9 protein-coding genes are annotated in these 15,091 nt (G+C 59.6%); 4 read left to right on the top strand and 5 right to left on the bottom strand.

Translation table 11 applies throughout. The features are described 5' to 3' along the window. Window positions 1-150 precede the first annotated feature (150 nt). Window positions 151-597: a PA2169 family four-helix-bundle protein gene (locus IC235_RS02360; protein ID WP_191003561.1), complete on the top strand. Its 447-nt coding sequence runs from the start codon at window positions 151-153 to the stop codon at window positions 595-597. Between the two features lie 136 nt (window positions 598-733). Here IC235_RS02360 and IC235_RS02355 read toward each other — a convergent pair whose 3' ends face one another. Then, window positions 734-2,728, bottom strand: coding sequence for a DEAD/DEAH box helicase (locus tag IC235_RS02355; protein ID WP_191003560.1), 1,995 nt, complete (start codon window positions 2,726-2,728; stop codon window positions 734-736). A 661-nt stretch (window positions 2,729-3,389) separates the two neighbouring features. Beyond that, window positions 3,390-3,584: a cold-shock protein gene (locus tag IC235_RS02350; protein WP_035564390.1), complete on the bottom strand. Its 195-nt coding sequence runs from the start codon at window positions 3,582-3,584 to the stop codon at window positions 3,390-3,392. A 156-nt stretch (window positions 3,585-3,740) separates the two neighbouring features. On the opposite strand from IC235_RS02350, the gene IC235_RS02345 reads away from it, so the two are divergent. From IC235_RS02345 to IC235_RS02335, 3 genes are all read left to right on the top strand, one after another. Next, window positions 3,741-4,154 (top strand): acyl-CoA thioesterase, encoded by a 414-nt coding sequence (locus tag IC235_RS02345; protein ID WP_191003559.1) that lies wholly within the window; start codon window positions 3,741-3,743, stop codon window positions 4,152-4,154. Between the two features lie 111 nt (window positions 4,155-4,265). Then, window positions 4,266-4,625: a hypothetical protein gene (locus tag IC235_RS02340; RefSeq protein ID WP_191003558.1), complete on the top strand. Its 360-nt coding sequence runs from the start codon at window positions 4,266-4,268 to the stop codon at window positions 4,623-4,625. A gap of 56 nt (window positions 4,626-4,681) precedes the next feature. After that, on the top strand, window positions 4,682-8,200 hold the full coding sequence (locus tag IC235_RS02335; RefSeq protein ID WP_191003557.1) for a UvrD-helicase domain-containing protein: 3,519 nt from the start codon (window positions 4,682-4,684) through the stop codon (window positions 8,198-8,200). 253 nt (window positions 8,201-8,453) lie between these two features. Here the strand turns inward: IC235_RS02335 and IC235_RS02330 are convergent, their stop codons facing one another. The 3 genes from IC235_RS02330 to IC235_RS02320 form a co-directional block, all read right to left on the bottom strand. After that, complete coding sequence (locus IC235_RS02330) at window positions 8,454-9,800, bottom strand: M20/M25/M40 family metallo-hydrolase (RefSeq protein ID WP_191003556.1); 1,347 nt, start codon at window positions 9,798-9,800, stop codon at window positions 8,454-8,456. 406 nt (window positions 9,801-10,206) lie between these two features. Continuing rightward, complete coding sequence (locus IC235_RS02325) at window positions 10,207-11,136, bottom strand: alpha/beta hydrolase (RefSeq protein ID WP_191003555.1); 930 nt, start codon at window positions 11,134-11,136, stop codon at window positions 10,207-10,209. Between the two features lie 295 nt (window positions 11,137-11,431). After that, window positions 11,432-14,872, bottom strand: coding sequence for a pyruvate carboxylase (locus IC235_RS02320; RefSeq protein ID WP_191003554.1), 3,441 nt, complete (start codon window positions 14,870-14,872; stop codon window positions 11,432-11,434). Window positions 14,873-15,091: the final 219 nt, after the last annotated feature.

Raw genomic sequence — 15,091 nt, 5'->3', positions numbered from 1 at the left:
ATTTTTAATTCCTAAAAAACGGTACACGGAGTTGAGAACCGCTCTGACTATTTATTGCCCACTGCTCTGCAAGGACCGCCGCTGTAACCTTCGCCCGGTTGAGGCAGTAAAGGGGATACATTATTTTCATTCTTACTTATCCCTTTCCCAATGGAAGTCAAAGCCACCACCGCCCTGCTCAACGAACTAGTCGAGACCCTCAAGGATGGCCAGAAAGGCTACGCCGACGCCATGACCGACGTTGAAGACGCTACGCTGAAAGACACCTTCAAAAAATACGCCGTTCAGCGCGCTGGCTTTATCACTGAAATCGAGGACCAGATGTTTAAGCTGGACCTCAAGCCGGATGAGAGCAGCTCTATCACCGGCACGGTACACCGCGCCTGGATTGACTTGAAATCGGCCCTCACCAGCAAAGACAACAAGGCCGTCCTCAACGAGTGCGAGCGCGGCGAAGACTACGCGGTGAAAGCCTACCAAACCGCGCTGAAAGCCCAGGACCTGCCCAGCGCCCTGAAATCGGTAATCGAGAAGCAGTACCAAGGCGTGCAGGAGGCCCACAACACCATCCGCTCCTTGCGCGACTCGTCCAAGTAAAGCCCCGACTACTCTTCGTTTCGCTAATTCCTAATTAGCACAAAAAAGCCGCTCAATTGAGCGGCTTTTTTGTGGTTAGCTGTTTATAGTTTTTCAGCTTACGGCAATTCAACGGGTGAATCCGAGTTCCTGCTGTTTATTCATCAAAGCTTTCGTTGCGGGGCGTCCGGGGCGTTTCGTACTCACGCGGGGTGCCGTAGCTGGGCTTGCTGCCATAGCCGGGCTTGCTGCCGTAGCTGCCGCGGTTGCCGTAGCTCGGCTTGTTGCCGTAGCCGCTGCCGCCTTCCCGGTTGCCGTAGGACGGTTTGTTACCATAGCTGCTGCCTCCGCCGTCGCGGTTGCCTTTGTAGCCGCCCTCGCGGCGCTCGCCGCCGCCGTAGCTGCTACCGCCGCGGTTGCCTTTGTAGCCCCCGCCGAAACCGCCTTCGCGGCGCTCACCGCCGCTGAAAGGACGCCGCTCACGGTCGCCACCGAAGCCGCCGGGCCCGCCGCCGGAGCGGCTGAAGCCTTCCTCCTTAGCCGCTCCCTCCTGCACCGGCGTGGCAATGCTGAAGCTAACCGGCGTACCCTGGATGCTGGTACGGCCCAGCTTACTTACAATCTCGTCGGCGTAGTCCGACGGGACTTCCACGAAGCTGAACTTGTCGTAGAGCGCGATGTCGCCCACTTTAGAACCGGTCAGGTTGGTTGATTCGGCAATCAGGTCCACGATGTCGCGGGGGTGAATCCGGTCCTTCTTGCCCATCGTGACGAACAGGCGAGTGAAGCCGGGCCGGGCGGTACCGGCCGCCTTGCTGGCGTCGAGGCTCTGCTGGGCGCTCTTGTCCTCCTTCATCGTCATCTTCAGCAGCGCGGCGGCGATGTCGAGCGAGGTGATTTCATCGCCCTGGTCGAGCAGGCGCTGCACGCGGCCCACGTACTTGTCGAGGTTGCCCTTCTCGATAATTTCCTTGATTTGATTCAGGAACAGGGTGGTTTTTACTTCCGACACGTCGGCAAACGACGGCACCTGCTCCAGCTTAATCTGCGCCTTGGTGAAGCGCATGATGTCGCGCAGCTTGTAGATGTCGCGGCCGCTCACGAACGTGAAGGCCTTGCCCGACTTGCCCGCCCGGCCCGTGCGGCCGATGCGGTGCACGTAGTATTCTTCGTCGGCGGGCAGGTCGTAGTTGATAACGGCTTCCACGTTATCTACGTCGATGCCACGGGCGGCCACGTCGGTTGCCACCAGTACCTCGAGAGTCGACTTGCGGAATTTATCCAGCGTGTTCTGGCGCTGCTGCTGGCCCATGTCGCCGTGCAGGCCCTCGGCGAAATAGCCTTTAGCTTGCAGGTCGGCCACGATTTCGTCCACCATGCGCTTGGTGTTCGCGAACACGATGGTCGACTTCAGGTTATACATGTCGAGCAAGCGGGTCAGCACGTCCTTTTTCTGGGGACCGCGCACCTCGAAGTAGCTCTGCTCGATGTTGGTCACCGTCATGGTCTGATGGTTCACCTTGACAATCTGCGGGTCGCGCTGATATTTCTTGGTGAGCTCCATGATGGGCTTGCTCATCGTGGCCGAGAAGAATACCGTCTGGCGCTCATTCGGCATTTTGCTCAGAATAAACTCGATGTCGTCGCGGAAGCCCATGTCGAGCATTTCGTCGGCTTCATCCAGAATAATCTTGGTGGTGTTCTCAAGCTTGAGCGTGCCCCGCTCGATGTGGTCCATCACCCGGCCAGGGGTACCGATAACAATCTGTACGCCCCGCTCGAGGGCGCGGAGCTGCCGTTCGTAGGGGCTGCCGCCGTAAATGGGTACCACCATCAGGCCACGCTTGTATTTGCCGAGCTTCTGGATTTCGCCCGAAACCTGCACCGCGAGTTCGCGGGTGGGGCATAACACCAATACTTGTACATCGCGGCTGTTAGCATCTACGCCTTCGATGGCAGGGATGGAGAACGCCGCCGTTTTGCCGGTACCCGTCTGGGCCTGGCCAATAACGTCGCGGCCGGAGAGCAGCATGGGGATGGCCGCCGACTGAATGGCCGAGGCTTCTTCGTAGCCCATCTCGGTGATGGCGCGTTGTACTTCCTCAGAGAGGTTTAGTTCGTCGAAACGAACCACAATTTTTTCAGCTTCCATGAATGTGGAATAGATAAAGGGATAAGAGACTCGCTCCGAAAACAGCCGTACTCAGCGACGTTTCCCCTCCTTCTACCTTGTCACAATCAGGCGGGAAAAACAACCAAAAAACTATGCGGCCAATGCGTTATTGCCTCTCTCAGGCTTGCGCGGACTTAGGGCCGTCCTCAAATGCGGGTGCAAAGGTACCGGTTATATTTTGCAAAAGCTAGGATTGGTCTAAAAAAACATCCTGTCGCGGGAGAACGCCACACTGAGCGAACATCCTAAGAGACCGTCCTGCTGAGCTTGCCGAAGTATCTCGCCTGTGGCAGTAACTCAATCATTCAACGATACACGCGAGGTGTTGGCCGACGGCGATCTTGGGTTCGGCTGCGCGGACGCCAAATGAGTATGACGTTCGGGAGTAACTCAATCGTTCAACGATGCAGCGAGATGCTTCGGCAAGCTCAGCAGGACGGTCTGGAGTAAGTGAATCGTTTAATCATACGGGCGCGATGCTTGCCGACGGCGACCTTCGGCTCGGCTGCGCGGGCACCAGAGGAGCATGACGTTTGGGAATATCCGACCGTCTGGCGTAAGCCTGGGCGACCACCATTGCGGCTGAAGCAAAAAAAAGCCCGCCAAAGGCGGGCTTCCTTGTTACAAAGCTAAAGCGGAACTAAACCAGCGATACTTTTACAGCGTTCGGGCCTTTTTTGCCTTGGGCTACTTCAAATTGAACTTTGTCGTTTTCGCGAATCGAGCTTACTTGCAGGTCGCTGATGTGTACGAAAATGTCTTCGCCAGTTTCGTCGTTTTTGATGAAACCAAAGCCTTTGGTCTCATTAAAGAATTTTACCGTTCCGGTGGGCATGGTGGTTGGTTGTGGAGTTTCCCTAAGTTTTTGGGCCACCGTGGCTTGGTTTCTTAGGTTGCGTCAAAGATAGGCAGAATTTCTAGACCACCAAGTCGGGCCTTATTTTTTTCCACCGGTGCCGACCTTTGCCCGCTCCCCCGTTGTTGAGCACTCATGGCTGATGTTCCCGCGCATTCTTTCTCCCACGAATTTCCAGTACCGGAAAGTGCCATCGACGCGCTGGGCCACGCCAACAACGTGGAATACGTACGCTGGGTGCAGGATGTAGCCGGGGCGCACTGGCTGAGCATCTGCCCGGCCGAAGCGCGCGAACGGTGCGTGTGGGTGGTGCGCGAACACCGGATCCGCTATAAGCAACCGGCTTACGCGGGCGAAAAGCTTCGGGCCACTACCTGGGTGGGCGAGACCAGCGGCGCTACCTCGCTGCGCCTCACCCACATCACCCGCGTGAGCGACAAGGTACTGCTGTGCGAAGCGGAAACAACCTGGGTGCTGCTCGACCCGCAGAGCGGGCGGCCGGTACGGGTGACGGCGGAGATGGTGGAATGGCTGAGAGCGACGATTTGAATTTTGAGGATGGCATTTCTATCAATTGTCAGGTGACTACAAGTCTAATCAACAGGAATCCATTAATCTGTTTCGGGCGTCCAAGACTTGAGGGCAGGTGTTTGACTGTTTATGGATGTAGTAAGAGGTATTCACAGAGAAGGTCAAGAGGGATATAAAATCTACTCCGATGCCTTTGATGTAAGCAATGAGGAAATAAATGCTTGTCTGGAATACTGCGCAAGTCTGGAATGTAAGAAGAAAGTGGATGGAGACAGATTCTGCGACTGCTGCGTATTAGATGAGGAACCAGGAATTGATTACAATGACATTGCTGAAATCACACTTTCCGCTGGCAGCACCGTGGTACAGCTTGGCCTCAATAGCGTATTCTTAGGAAGCCTCGATGAGTATTGGGAATCTGAAGAAAAAATAAAGGGCTGGTTAATCGCCCAAGAAATCATATTCGGAAATCTTGATAAGTTCAAATAAAATACTTCATCGTGGTGCTTGAAATAAGTATCAGAATCAATTTGTAATTGACTTAAATGCCTCCCTCCTTCCGCATTTACTCCTCCTCTGCCGGCTCGGGCAAAACGTATCAACTAACGAAAGAATACCTGCTGCTGGCCCTGGGGGCCGACGACCCGGCGTATTTCAAACGCCTGCTGGCCATTACCTTCACCAACGATGCGGCGGGGGAAATGAAGGAGCGAATTGTAGGGGCGTTGCGGCGGTTTGCGTACCCGAAAAATGGCCCCGTAGACCAGCTCCTGGCGGAAGTGGCGGCGGAGCTGGGCAAAAGCGGGCACCTGCCCCCGCACGCTCGCACGGCCGAGGAGCAGCAGCGGGAAGTGCAACGGCGGGCGGCGGCTACCTTTCGGCTGGTGCTGTACCACTACGCCGATTTTGCGGTGAGCACGATTGACTCGTTCGTGCAGCGCATTGTGACGGCGTTTACGCGGGAGCTGGGCTTACCGGCCACGTTTGAGGTGGAGCTGGATACCGACAGCGTGCTGCAAAGCGCCGTGGCCACCCTGCTCGACAAGGTGAACCGCGACCCGAACAGCCGGCTGCTGTCGCAAACGCTGGCCGAGTACGCGCTGGGGCAGGCCGAAGAAGGCAAAAGCTGGAGCCGGCTGCCCGAAGAGCTGGCCAGCTTCGGCAAGGTGCTGTTTAATGAGACGGTGCAGGAGGCCGTGGCGCAGTTGGGAAAGCTGACCTTGGCCGATTTCCGGCGGCTGGATAAGCAGATTCAGGCGAAGCGCACGGAAATTGAGGCAGCTTTTGTCCAAACCCAAGAAGTGGCGGCGGCCGTGCTGGCGGCCGCCGACGCCACGGAGGCTGACTTTTTTCAGGGCAAGCGCGGCATTTTTGGCTACGTGCAAAAAGGCACGGATTTATTGGCGCCCGATGCCGGGCCTAACAGCTACGTGCAAGCCACTCTGATTGACGATAAATGGTACAGTGGCAAAATCAAAACCGCCGCCGATAAAGCCCGGATTGACGCGGTGAAAGAGCCGTTGCGCGAGGTAACGGCAGCCATTGACCGGTTGCGGACTAACTACCTGCCCGACTATTTACTGCTCGCGGCCATGCAGCCGTATTTATTTCATGCTTCGCTGCTGAGTGAGTTAAATAAATTGGTGGAGCAAATCAGCCAGGAGCGCAACGTGGTGCTGATTTCGGAATTTAACCGGCGCATTGCCAGCATCGTGCTTACGGAGCCGGTGCCCTTTTTGTACGAGCGACTGGGCGAGCGGTACGAGCACATTCTGATTGACGAATTTCAGGATACCTCCGTGCTGCAGTGGAACAACTTGCTGCCGCTGGTGGAAAATACCTTGGCCAACGGGCACTCCAGCCTGGCGGTGGGCGATGCCAAGCAGGCCATTTACCGCTGGCGCGGCGGGGAGATGGAACAGATTCTGCGCTTGCACCAGGGCAACACGCAGGCCTTGGTGGCCCGGGCGCGCGACGAGGACATGCGGGAGCTGCTGCGGCTGCGCTACGAGACGCTGACCCCGGCGTTGGAGGCCCAGGCGCTGCAAGTAAATTATCGGTCGGCGCGGGAGATTGTCGATTTCAACAACGCCTTTTTCGCGGCCGTGAGTGGCCGACACTCGGCCCTGGGCCTGGTGACGGGCATTTATGACGACAAGTTTGGGCAGGAGGTGCCGGGGGAAACAATTAAAAATGAAAAATTAAAAATTAAAAGTCTTGACCAGACGGAAGGCTGGGAAGCTCAATCTTCTGGTTCTTCCTCTCCAATCCACGCGGCTGGCCACGTGGAGTTGCTGTTCACTCAAAAAGACGCTCCTGCGCTCCGCTATGACCCCGGCGCGGGCACCTACACCCAGGAGCCCCTGCCGGGCCACGCGCCCGAAGCAGTGCTGAACTACGACGAGAGCACTTGCTACCTGACCCTGCGGCTGGTAGAGCAAGCCTTGCGCGACGGCTACGTCCTGAGGGATATTGCCGTGCTTTGCCGCACCCGCTACGCCAGTAAAATCATTGCCAAGTTCCTGAAAGAGCGAGGCTACGCCATTATCTCGGCCGACTCGCTGGCGCTGGAATTCGCGGAGGTGGTAAACTTGCTGGTGAGCATCCTGCGGGTGCTGCACCAGCCGGCCGACACGCTGGCCCGCGCCGAGGCCCTGCTGCTGCTCGACAAAGTGGTGCGCGGGGTGGCGCCCACTCCGGCCCGCGCCCGGCACATTGCCGAAATAGCCAACGAGCGCCACGGCAAGTCGTTTTTTGATGAACTCCGGGCCCTGGGTTACGACGTGCGGGAGGAAGAAACCGGCAACCTGGGCCTCTACGAACTGGCTGAGCGGCTGCTGAATCTGTTTAACCTCTTAGGCCGCAATGGGGAAAGTGACTACCTGTTCCGCTTCCTGGATTTGACACTGGAATACAGCCTGAAATTTGGCAACAACCTGGGCAACTTTCTCACGCACTGGGAAGAGCGCAAGGGCCGCATCAGCATCAACGCGCCGGGCGGGCGCGACGCTATTACCATCACCACGGTGCACAAGGCCAAAGGCCTGGCGTACGGAGTGGTTATCGTACCATTTGCCGACTGGAGCCTGGAGCCCCACCGCGGCACCCTGCTCTGGGGTCATTTGGAAGCTTCGGAAAAGCCCTTCGACACCATGCCCGACGTGGCGGTAGTCGGCTTGAGCAAGGGCATTCAGCAAACGGCATTGGCGCGGCAATACGAGGAGGAAAGGGAGAAAACCTTCCTCGAAGGGCTCAATACGCTGTACGTAGCCTTTACCCGGCCGCGCCACCGCCTGTACGTCATCAGCAAACGGCCGGAGGAAAAGAAAACGGGCAAGGGCGGCGAAGACCTTGAGCCAGCGGCCCCCTCAGCCCCGGCGCGCAACGTGGCCAGCTTGCTGCACGGCTACCTGCTGGGCCGCGGCGACTGGAACGCCGAGCAGGTGTCGTACGTGCTATCGAGGGGAACTCCCGCCCCGCCAAGCACCAACAACCAAGCACCAACAACCAACAGCTACGCTCTCACCAACCTGGCGGCGGCGCCCTGGGAAGACCGACTAAAGCTGCGCCGCCACGCCACGACGCTGTTTGATTTTGATGAGCAGAAGGCCCAAGGCGAGTGGGACCGCAAGCTGCACTACGCCCTGCGCCGCCTGCTGACCGCCGCCGACGTGGGCCGGGTGGCCAGCCAACTCGTGGCCGAAGGCATTCTGAGCGCCCGCGAGCGCCCGGCGCTGGTGGAAAGCCTCGAAAAGCTGGTGAGCAACCCGCAGCTGGCGCCCTACTTCGCCCCGCACCTGAGCGTGGAGACGGAGCGCGAAATCCTGGTCGGCGGCGTGCGGCTCCGCGACTACAAGCCCGACCGCGTGGTGCTGGCGCCGTCTTTGGAGATAACCGACCGCACCGGGGGCCGGGTCACGCTGCTCGACTTCCGGCTGCCGGCACCGCAGGAGAAGCACAAGCGGCTGCTGCGCAATTACGCGACGCTTTTTGAGCAACTGGGGTACGCGGAAGTACGCGGGGTTATCTATTATTTTGGAACGGGAGAGGTAGTGGAGGCCTGAGAAATTGATTGAAAATGTAATTGATGATCAAACACGCCTCTCTGCTTTGTGAGCAGACTTTTAAACTACGCTGAGCGAAAGTGGACCCAAACCAAGCATCTTTTCAAAGAAGCAGTTTACCCACGTTTCGCCACTTCGATCTTCGGAAGTAGCCAATGCCACAAACAGCCTCAGCTAGATGCTTCCAGCACAGGCACCACGGATGGCACAGTGCCGGCGGGATGGGTGCTGAGCAGCATTGGTAGCATTCTGCCTATTGGCCCTTAGCTGGCTCCGGGGCGATGCGGGTGGGCGTTTGCCGGCCGGCGACCATCCCTCGGGCGCTTTGCGCAATGGCTTGAATCACGGCCCGCATGTTGGTTAGATTCAGGCTTTCCACTTCATCATCGACCGAGTGGTAGAGCTTATCAGTCGGAATTTGGTCGGTACTGATGGTGTGAGCCGGAACGCCGAGCTTGGCCAGGGTGGCGTTGTCGGAACGATAAAAGAGATTTTGCTCGGGGTACGGGTCGGGCTCGAACCGGAATTTGCTGCCCATCAGGTTCGCTTGGAGGAGCGGGCCAAAATTCGATTTGTCAAACCCGGTAATGAACGCGGTATTGGGGCCAAATTTGGCCACCTTCCCAATCATTTCGATGTTGAACATGGCCACTACCTGCTCGGGCTGGAGGCCCTGCGAGAAGTAGCGGGCGCCAAAGCCGCCGACTTCCTCAGCGGCAAAGGCCACGAAAATGAGCGGACGGGCGTTGTCGTTCTTCTTCTGAAAATATTCGGCCAGCGCTACCACGGCGGTGGTGCCGCTGGCGTCGTCGTCGGCCCCGTTGGCAATAGAGTCCCCGTTGATGGCGGGCTTTACCACGCCCAAATGGTCGTAATGGCCTGAGAACACAATGTTTTCGCGGGCTCGGGCCGGGTCGTGGCCGGGCAGCAGGCCCACCACGTTGCGCAGCTCGATGGGGCGCACGGTGGCGCTGGTGCTGATGCGGTAGGTAAGCGTGGCGGATGCCGGGGCCAGCACGAATACTGTGGAATAAGGCCCCGGCTTGTCCATGCTCGTGGTGCCGTGGCGCAATTCGCTGGCGACCCGGCCAAACATTTTGGCCTGCGAGGTGTCGACCAGTACCAGGGTGTTGGCTTTGGGGGCAAATAACTCACGATTGAACTTGCGCTGCTCCGCCGCGCCCGGCCCAATGGTTATGACGGTGGCCCGCTGGGCGTCCTCACTCGTCCAGGTCAGGGTGGGCTGAGCTGACAGGGCTACGGCCTGGTCCGGGGCCACGGCTTGCCCGTTGAGCACCACGCTGATGGGGCCCGGCTGGGTTTGATAGGCTGTGAACACTTGCTCAAAACCCGACGCGCCCGGCAAGGGCCGGAGGCCAATCCGCCGAAACTCGCCGGCCAGAAACTGCGCTGCTTTCAGTCCCCCGGGCTGGCCGGTGCCCCGCCCCTGCATGTCGTCGGCCGCCAGGGCGCGCACGACGCGGGTAACTGTGGCCGACGATACTTGCGGAGCCGCCGAGGCTTTGGCGGCTTTGCGCGTCTGGGCCGGGGCCATGAACACGGCCAGCACGCAGACGAACGTAAGAAAAGCTGATTTCATAGGTTGAAGTAAAGACGTTACGAGTAGTTATAGCAGTTTTCAGCTCCGTGTACCGGGCGCAGGCAGGAAAACCTCCCGGGACCCCTACAGGGCGAACCCTCCCGGGTACGACCCCGGTTCGCGGGAGGCGCGAAGCCCCAGCAGAGGGGAGCCTGACGGCGGGTACACGGACCAGGAAACGGCTCTAGTAGCTTCCCGAATGCCAATCGGATGCTACCAGCGAGGACGGGCGGGATGGGCGCAAAGCAGCTAATTTACCCCAAAATCAAAGGAGTGGGCTTTCAGCCATACCGGCGCCGGGCTGATGCAAGCAATCAGGAGACCTTTGGGTGCGCGTCCAACTGGGAGAAAACGGTTTCGGGAGGCTGGGAATCAAAGTACAGCTTACTACATCTCAGATTTTTCCCTATTGCTTGGTCAGCCACCCGTTGGCGTCGAGCCAGTTCTGCAGGCGGTCCAGCCACTGGTCTTTGGTGGTTTTGTTTTGCAGGCCAAAGCCGTGGCCGCCGTGAGGGTACAAGTGCATTTCGGCGGGCACGCCATGATGGAGGCAAGCCTGGTAAAAGACAATGCTGTTCTGTACGGACACCACCTTATCGTCCTGGGCGTGGACCAGGAAGATCGGGGGCGTCTGGGCCGTCACCTGCTTTTCGTTGGAATATTGCCGCACTTCCTCCGCCGAAGGAGTTTTGCCCAGCAGGTGCTCACGCGAGCCGGCGTGCTGCAAACTGTCGCTGAAGCTGATAACCGGGTAGATCAGCACTGAAAAGGCCGGGCGTACCGAAACGGGGTCGGAGTTCCCCCCGAGCGGACGAGCAAACCGCGTGGCCGCCGCAGCCGCCAAATGGCCACCCGCCGAAAAGCCCATTACCCCAATTCTTTCGGGGTTAAGGCTGTATTTCGCGGCTTGCTGACGCACTAGGCGCAGGGCCTGCTGGACATCGAGCAGCGGGGCCGTGCTGGGGTCGGGCTGGCTCTGCTCGTTAGGCAGGCGGTACTTTAGCACAAAAGCCGTGATGCCCATTTGATTGAGGCGCCGGGCTACTTCGCTACCTTCGTTATCAATAGACAAGCACGCATAGCCACCGCCGGGGCAAATAATGACAGCCGTGCCATTGGCCATGCTGGGCGCCGGCAAAAAGGCGGTAAGGCTGGGCTGCACCACGTTAGCAATAATCACTCCCCCATTGGGCGGCGTGTTGCTGGTTTCCGTTAGCTCGCTGGGCTTGGCATTGGGGATAATACCGGTATAGAGCGGAAAGGTTTGCTGGGCGGGAGCGGAGCAAGCGGCTCCCCAAACCAGACTCGGGACCAAAAGCAGTTGGAGTATTTTCATAAGTCTGGCGTTGGTACGCCTGGTTGAAGCGGCCGGATAGTTTGGCGCCATGTAGCCGGCAACAATGTTCAAATATGGCGTGAATATCGCTCAAAATGCAAGCAAAAGGAATCACGCTACGCCACCTGGAAACCGCCATGATGGGGTTCCGATATCATTCTATCGGGAACCCCACCCCCGACCCCTCCCCGCCGGGGAGGGGTGCGTTCTGACGGGTTTTGTTCTGCTGGCCCTGCCTTCTTCCCAGGGGAGAGGCTGGGGGTGAGGTGCTTGGGCTAGTGACCTAAAAGTTGTGCTAGTCCAGCGTCAGCACCAAGTCGTCGGCTTGGACCCGGCTGCCTTCGGCCAGGACGACGGCGGCCACGGTCAGGTCTTGGGGGGCGGTGATGGTGGTTTCCATTTTCATGGCTTCGATGACGAACAGCGGGGTGTTTTTGGGGGCGGCCTGGCCTGGCTTCACCAGTACTTTGCTGAGCATCCCTTGCAGGGGCGCCCCCAGGTGGCGGGGGTTGCCGCGGTCGGCTTTGGCGTTGCTGACTTTGGTGACGGCAACGGACTGGTCGCGCACTTGCAGGTTGCGCGTCTGGCCGTTGAGCGTGAAGAAGATGGTACGCTGGCCTTCTTCGTTAAGAGTGCCGACCGATTCCAGACGCACGATAACCGACTTGCCCCGGGCAATTTCGATGATGGTTTCTTCGCCGGGCTGCAGGCCGTAGAAGAACACGGAAGTCGGCACCTTGCTCACGTTGCCGTACTTCAGGCGATGCGCCCAGTACTCTTCGAACACCTTCGGGTAGAGGAGCGACGACAGCAGGTCGGTGAACTTCGCGCCGGGAAACTTCTCCTGGAAGGCCGTCCATTCCCGCTCAAAGTCTATGGGCGCCAGGTGTTCGTTGGGGCGGTCGGTAAAGGGCGCTTCGTCCTTGAGAATCAGCTTTTGCAGCTCGGCGGGCCAGCCGCCCTCGGGCTGGCCGATGTCGCCGCGGAACAGCTCGCGCACCGATTCGGGGAAGTTCAGGGTTTCGCCCTTCTGCAGGACGTCGGCGGGAGCCAGGCTGTTAGACACCATGAAGAGGGCCATGTCGCCGACCACCTTGCTGCTGGGCGTGACCTTCACGATGTCGCCAAACAGGTCGTTGACATCGGCAAAGCGCTGCTTCACTTCCTCAAATTTATCGAGCAAGCCCAGCGAGGCGGCCTGGGGGCGCAGGTTGGAGTACTGCCCCCCCGGGATTTCGTGCTGAAACACCTCCGACGTGCCCGCTTTCAGGCCGGACTCGAACGGGTAGTACATTTCGCGCACCGCCTCCCAGTAGTTGCTGAACTCGTTGAGGGAAGCCTGGTTGAACTCGCGGTGGCGGGGCGTGTGGCGCAGCATTTCCACGATGGCATTGAAGTTGGGCTGCGAGGTGAGGCCGGAGAGGGCCCCCAGGGCCACGTCGATTACGTTGACGCCCGCCTCCACGGCCTTGGCGTAGGTGGCGGCCTGCAGCGACGACGTGTCGTGGGTGTGCAGGTGGATGGGTAGCTTCACGGTATCGCGCAGGCCGGTAATAAGCTCGGTGGCGGCGTAGGGCTTCAGCAGCCCGGCCATGTCCTTGATGCAGAGGATGTGGGCTCCCGCGTCTTCGAGCTGCTTCGCCAGCTTCAGGTAGTAGGCCAGGTTGTATTTAGAGCGGCGGGGGTCGAGGATGTCGCCGGTGTAGCAGATGCACGCCTCGGCCAGCCGGTCGGTTTTGTCGCGCACGAACCCAATGCAGGCTTCCATGCCCTTGAGCCAGTTCAGCGAATCGAAAATGCGGAACACGTCGACGCCCGTTTCGGCGGCCTGCTGCACGAAGCGCTCGGTCAGGTTATCGGGGTAAGCCTTGTAGCCTACGCCGTTGGCCCCGCGGATGAGCATTTGCAGGAGGATGTTGGGCACGGCCTCGCGCAGCCGGGCCAGCCGCTCCCAGGGGTCTTCGTGCAGGAAGCGCAGGGCCACGTCGAAGGTGGCGCCGCCCCAGACTTCGAGCGAGAAGATTTGGGGGTGCTGCCGGGCGTAGGCGCCGGCGACCTTGAGCATGTCCCAGGTGCGCATGCGGGTGGCCAGCAGGCTCTGGTGGGCATCGCGCAGGGTGGTGTCGGTGTAATGAATCAGGGGCTCATCGCGCAGCCAGTGCGCGAAGCCCGTGGGGCCAAGCTCCTGAAGCTTTTGCCGGGTGCCGGGGGCGGGAGCAGCGTGGTCGGCCAGGGGCAGTTGCGGGCGACGCGGGCGGTGGCGCGGGTCGAGCAGGTTTTTGACGTCGGGGTTGCCGTTCACCACCACCTCACCAATGAAGCTGAGCAGGCGCGTGGCGCGGTCCTGCCGGGTTTCGAACTGGAATAGCTCGGGGTGATCTTTGATGAAGTCGACGGTGGCCCGCCCCTGCTGAAATTCTTCGTGGCCGACGATGTTCTTCAGGAACTGGATGTTGGTTTGCACGCCGCGCACCCGGAACTCGTCCAGGCTGCGCAGCATTTTCTGGGCCGCGCCGTACAGGGTGGGCGCATGGGCCGACACCTTCACCAGCATTGAGTCGAAGAATGGCGACACCACCACGCCCTGGTACACCGAGCCCTCGTCGAGCCGGATGCCGAAGCCCCCGGCCGCGCGGTAGGCCACGATGGTGCCGTAGTCGGGCTTGAAGTCGTTTTCGGGGTTTTCGGTGGTGATGCGGCACTGGATGGCGAAGCCCGTCCGTAGCGGCACCACTTCGGCCCCGAGGCCAATCTCCGGGTCGCTGAGCTTGCTGCCGGCGGCGATAAAAATCTGGGTCTTGATTAAATCCACCCCCGTAATCATCTCGGTCACGGTGTGCTCAACCTGAATACGGGGGTTGACTTCGATGAAGTAAATCCGGTCCTGCTCGGGGTTGACCAGGAACTCGACGGTGCCCACGTTGTCGTAGCCCACAGCCCGGCCAATGCGCAGGGCGTATTCGTACAGGAGGTGGCGCTGGTGGTCGGGCAGGCTCAGGGCCGGAGCTACCTCCACTACTTTCTGGAAGCGCCGCTGCACCGAGCAGTCGCGCTCGTACAGGTGGACGAGGTTGCCGTAGTGGTCGCCCACGAGCTGCACCTCGATGTGCTTGGGCCGCTCCACAAACTTTTCCAGGAACACGGTATCGTCGCCGAAGGCGTTCAGGGCCTCGTTGCGGGCCTCAAAAAAGCCTTTCTCCAGCTGCTCATCGTCGCGGATAACCCGCATGCCGCGCCCGCCGCCGCCGCTGGCCGCCTTCAGCATCACTGGGTAGCCGATGCGGTTGGCCTCGACTTTGGCGGTTTCGATATCGACTAGGTCGGCCTCACTGCTTTCGATCTGGGGCACCTGGCACTGCTGGGCTACTTCCTTGGCCCGCACTTTGTCGCCGAGGGCTTCCATCACCTCGGGCCGGGGACCGATGAACACGATGCCCTCCTCGGCGCAGCGGCGCGAGAGGGTGGCGTTTTCGCTCAGGAAGCCGTAGCCGGGGTGAATAGCGTTGGCGCCGTTTTCCTTGGCCACCCGCAGCAGGCCTTCGATGTCGAGGTAGGGCTTGAGCGGCTCGTCGTCGCGACCGATCTGATAGGCTTCGTCGGCCTTGTAGCGGTGCAGCGAGTAGCGGTCTTCGTAGGTGTACACGGCCACCGTGGGAATGTTGAGCTCGGTGGCGGCCCGCATGACGCGGATGGCAATTTCACCGCGGTTAGCGACCAGAAGTTTGATTATGTTCATAGAGTAAGGGTGGGATAGGCGCGCTGGCGGCGAAGCTACGCGAAAGGCGGCAGAATAAGCCCCGGCCCTTTCACCAGCCCGCAGAGGGCACCAGTACCCACTGCCTCCAGGTAAACGTTAAGCGTCGGGCGGGTACTGTATGGCCCAAGCGATGCGGGTGGCTGGGCTAAGCACCGGTAAAATTCTATTATTTATATATTTTTACATTAAGCATCCCAT

The organism is Hymenobacter montanus (assembly GCF_014699115.1).
Classification (GTDB): domain Bacteria; phylum Bacteroidota; class Bacteroidia; order Cytophagales; family Hymenobacteraceae; genus Hymenobacter; species Hymenobacter montanus.
This window is presented reverse-complemented; position numbering and strand designations above follow the sequence as displayed.

What these genes read in the sequence shown, in the direction of transcription:
- IC235_RS02360 (WP_191003561.1), top strand. Translation starts at nt 151, where the DNA reads ATGGAAGTCAAAGCCACCACCGCCCTGCTCAACGAACTAGTCGAGACC.
- IC235_RS02355 (WP_191003560.1), bottom strand. Translation starts at nt 2,728, where the DNA reads ATGGAAGCTGAAAAAATTGTGGTTCGTTTCGACGAACTAAACCTCTCT.
- IC235_RS02350 (WP_035564390.1), bottom strand. Translation starts at nt 3,584, where the DNA reads ATGCCCACCGGAACGGTAAAATTCTTTAATGAGACCAAAGGCTTTGGT.
- IC235_RS02345 (WP_191003559.1), top strand. Translation starts at nt 3,741, where the DNA reads ATGGCTGATGTTCCCGCGCATTCTTTCTCCCACGAATTTCCAGTACCG.
- IC235_RS02340 (WP_191003558.1), top strand. Translation starts at nt 4,266, where the DNA reads ATGGATGTAGTAAGAGGTATTCACAGAGAAGGTCAAGAGGGATATAAA.
- IC235_RS02335 (WP_191003557.1), top strand. Translation starts at nt 4,682, where the DNA reads ATGCCTCCCTCCTTCCGCATTTACTCCTCCTCTGCCGGCTCGGGCAAA.
- IC235_RS02330 (WP_191003556.1), bottom strand. Translation starts at nt 9,800, where the DNA reads ATGAAATCAGCTTTTCTTACGTTCGTCTGCGTGCTGGCCGTGTTCATG.
- IC235_RS02325 (WP_191003555.1), bottom strand. Translation starts at nt 11,136, where the DNA reads ATGAAAATACTCCAACTGCTTTTGGTCCCGAGTCTGGTTTGGGGAGCC.
- IC235_RS02320 (WP_191003554.1), bottom strand. Translation starts at nt 14,872, where the DNA reads ATGAACATAATCAAACTTCTGGTCGCTAACCGCGGTGAAATTGCCATC.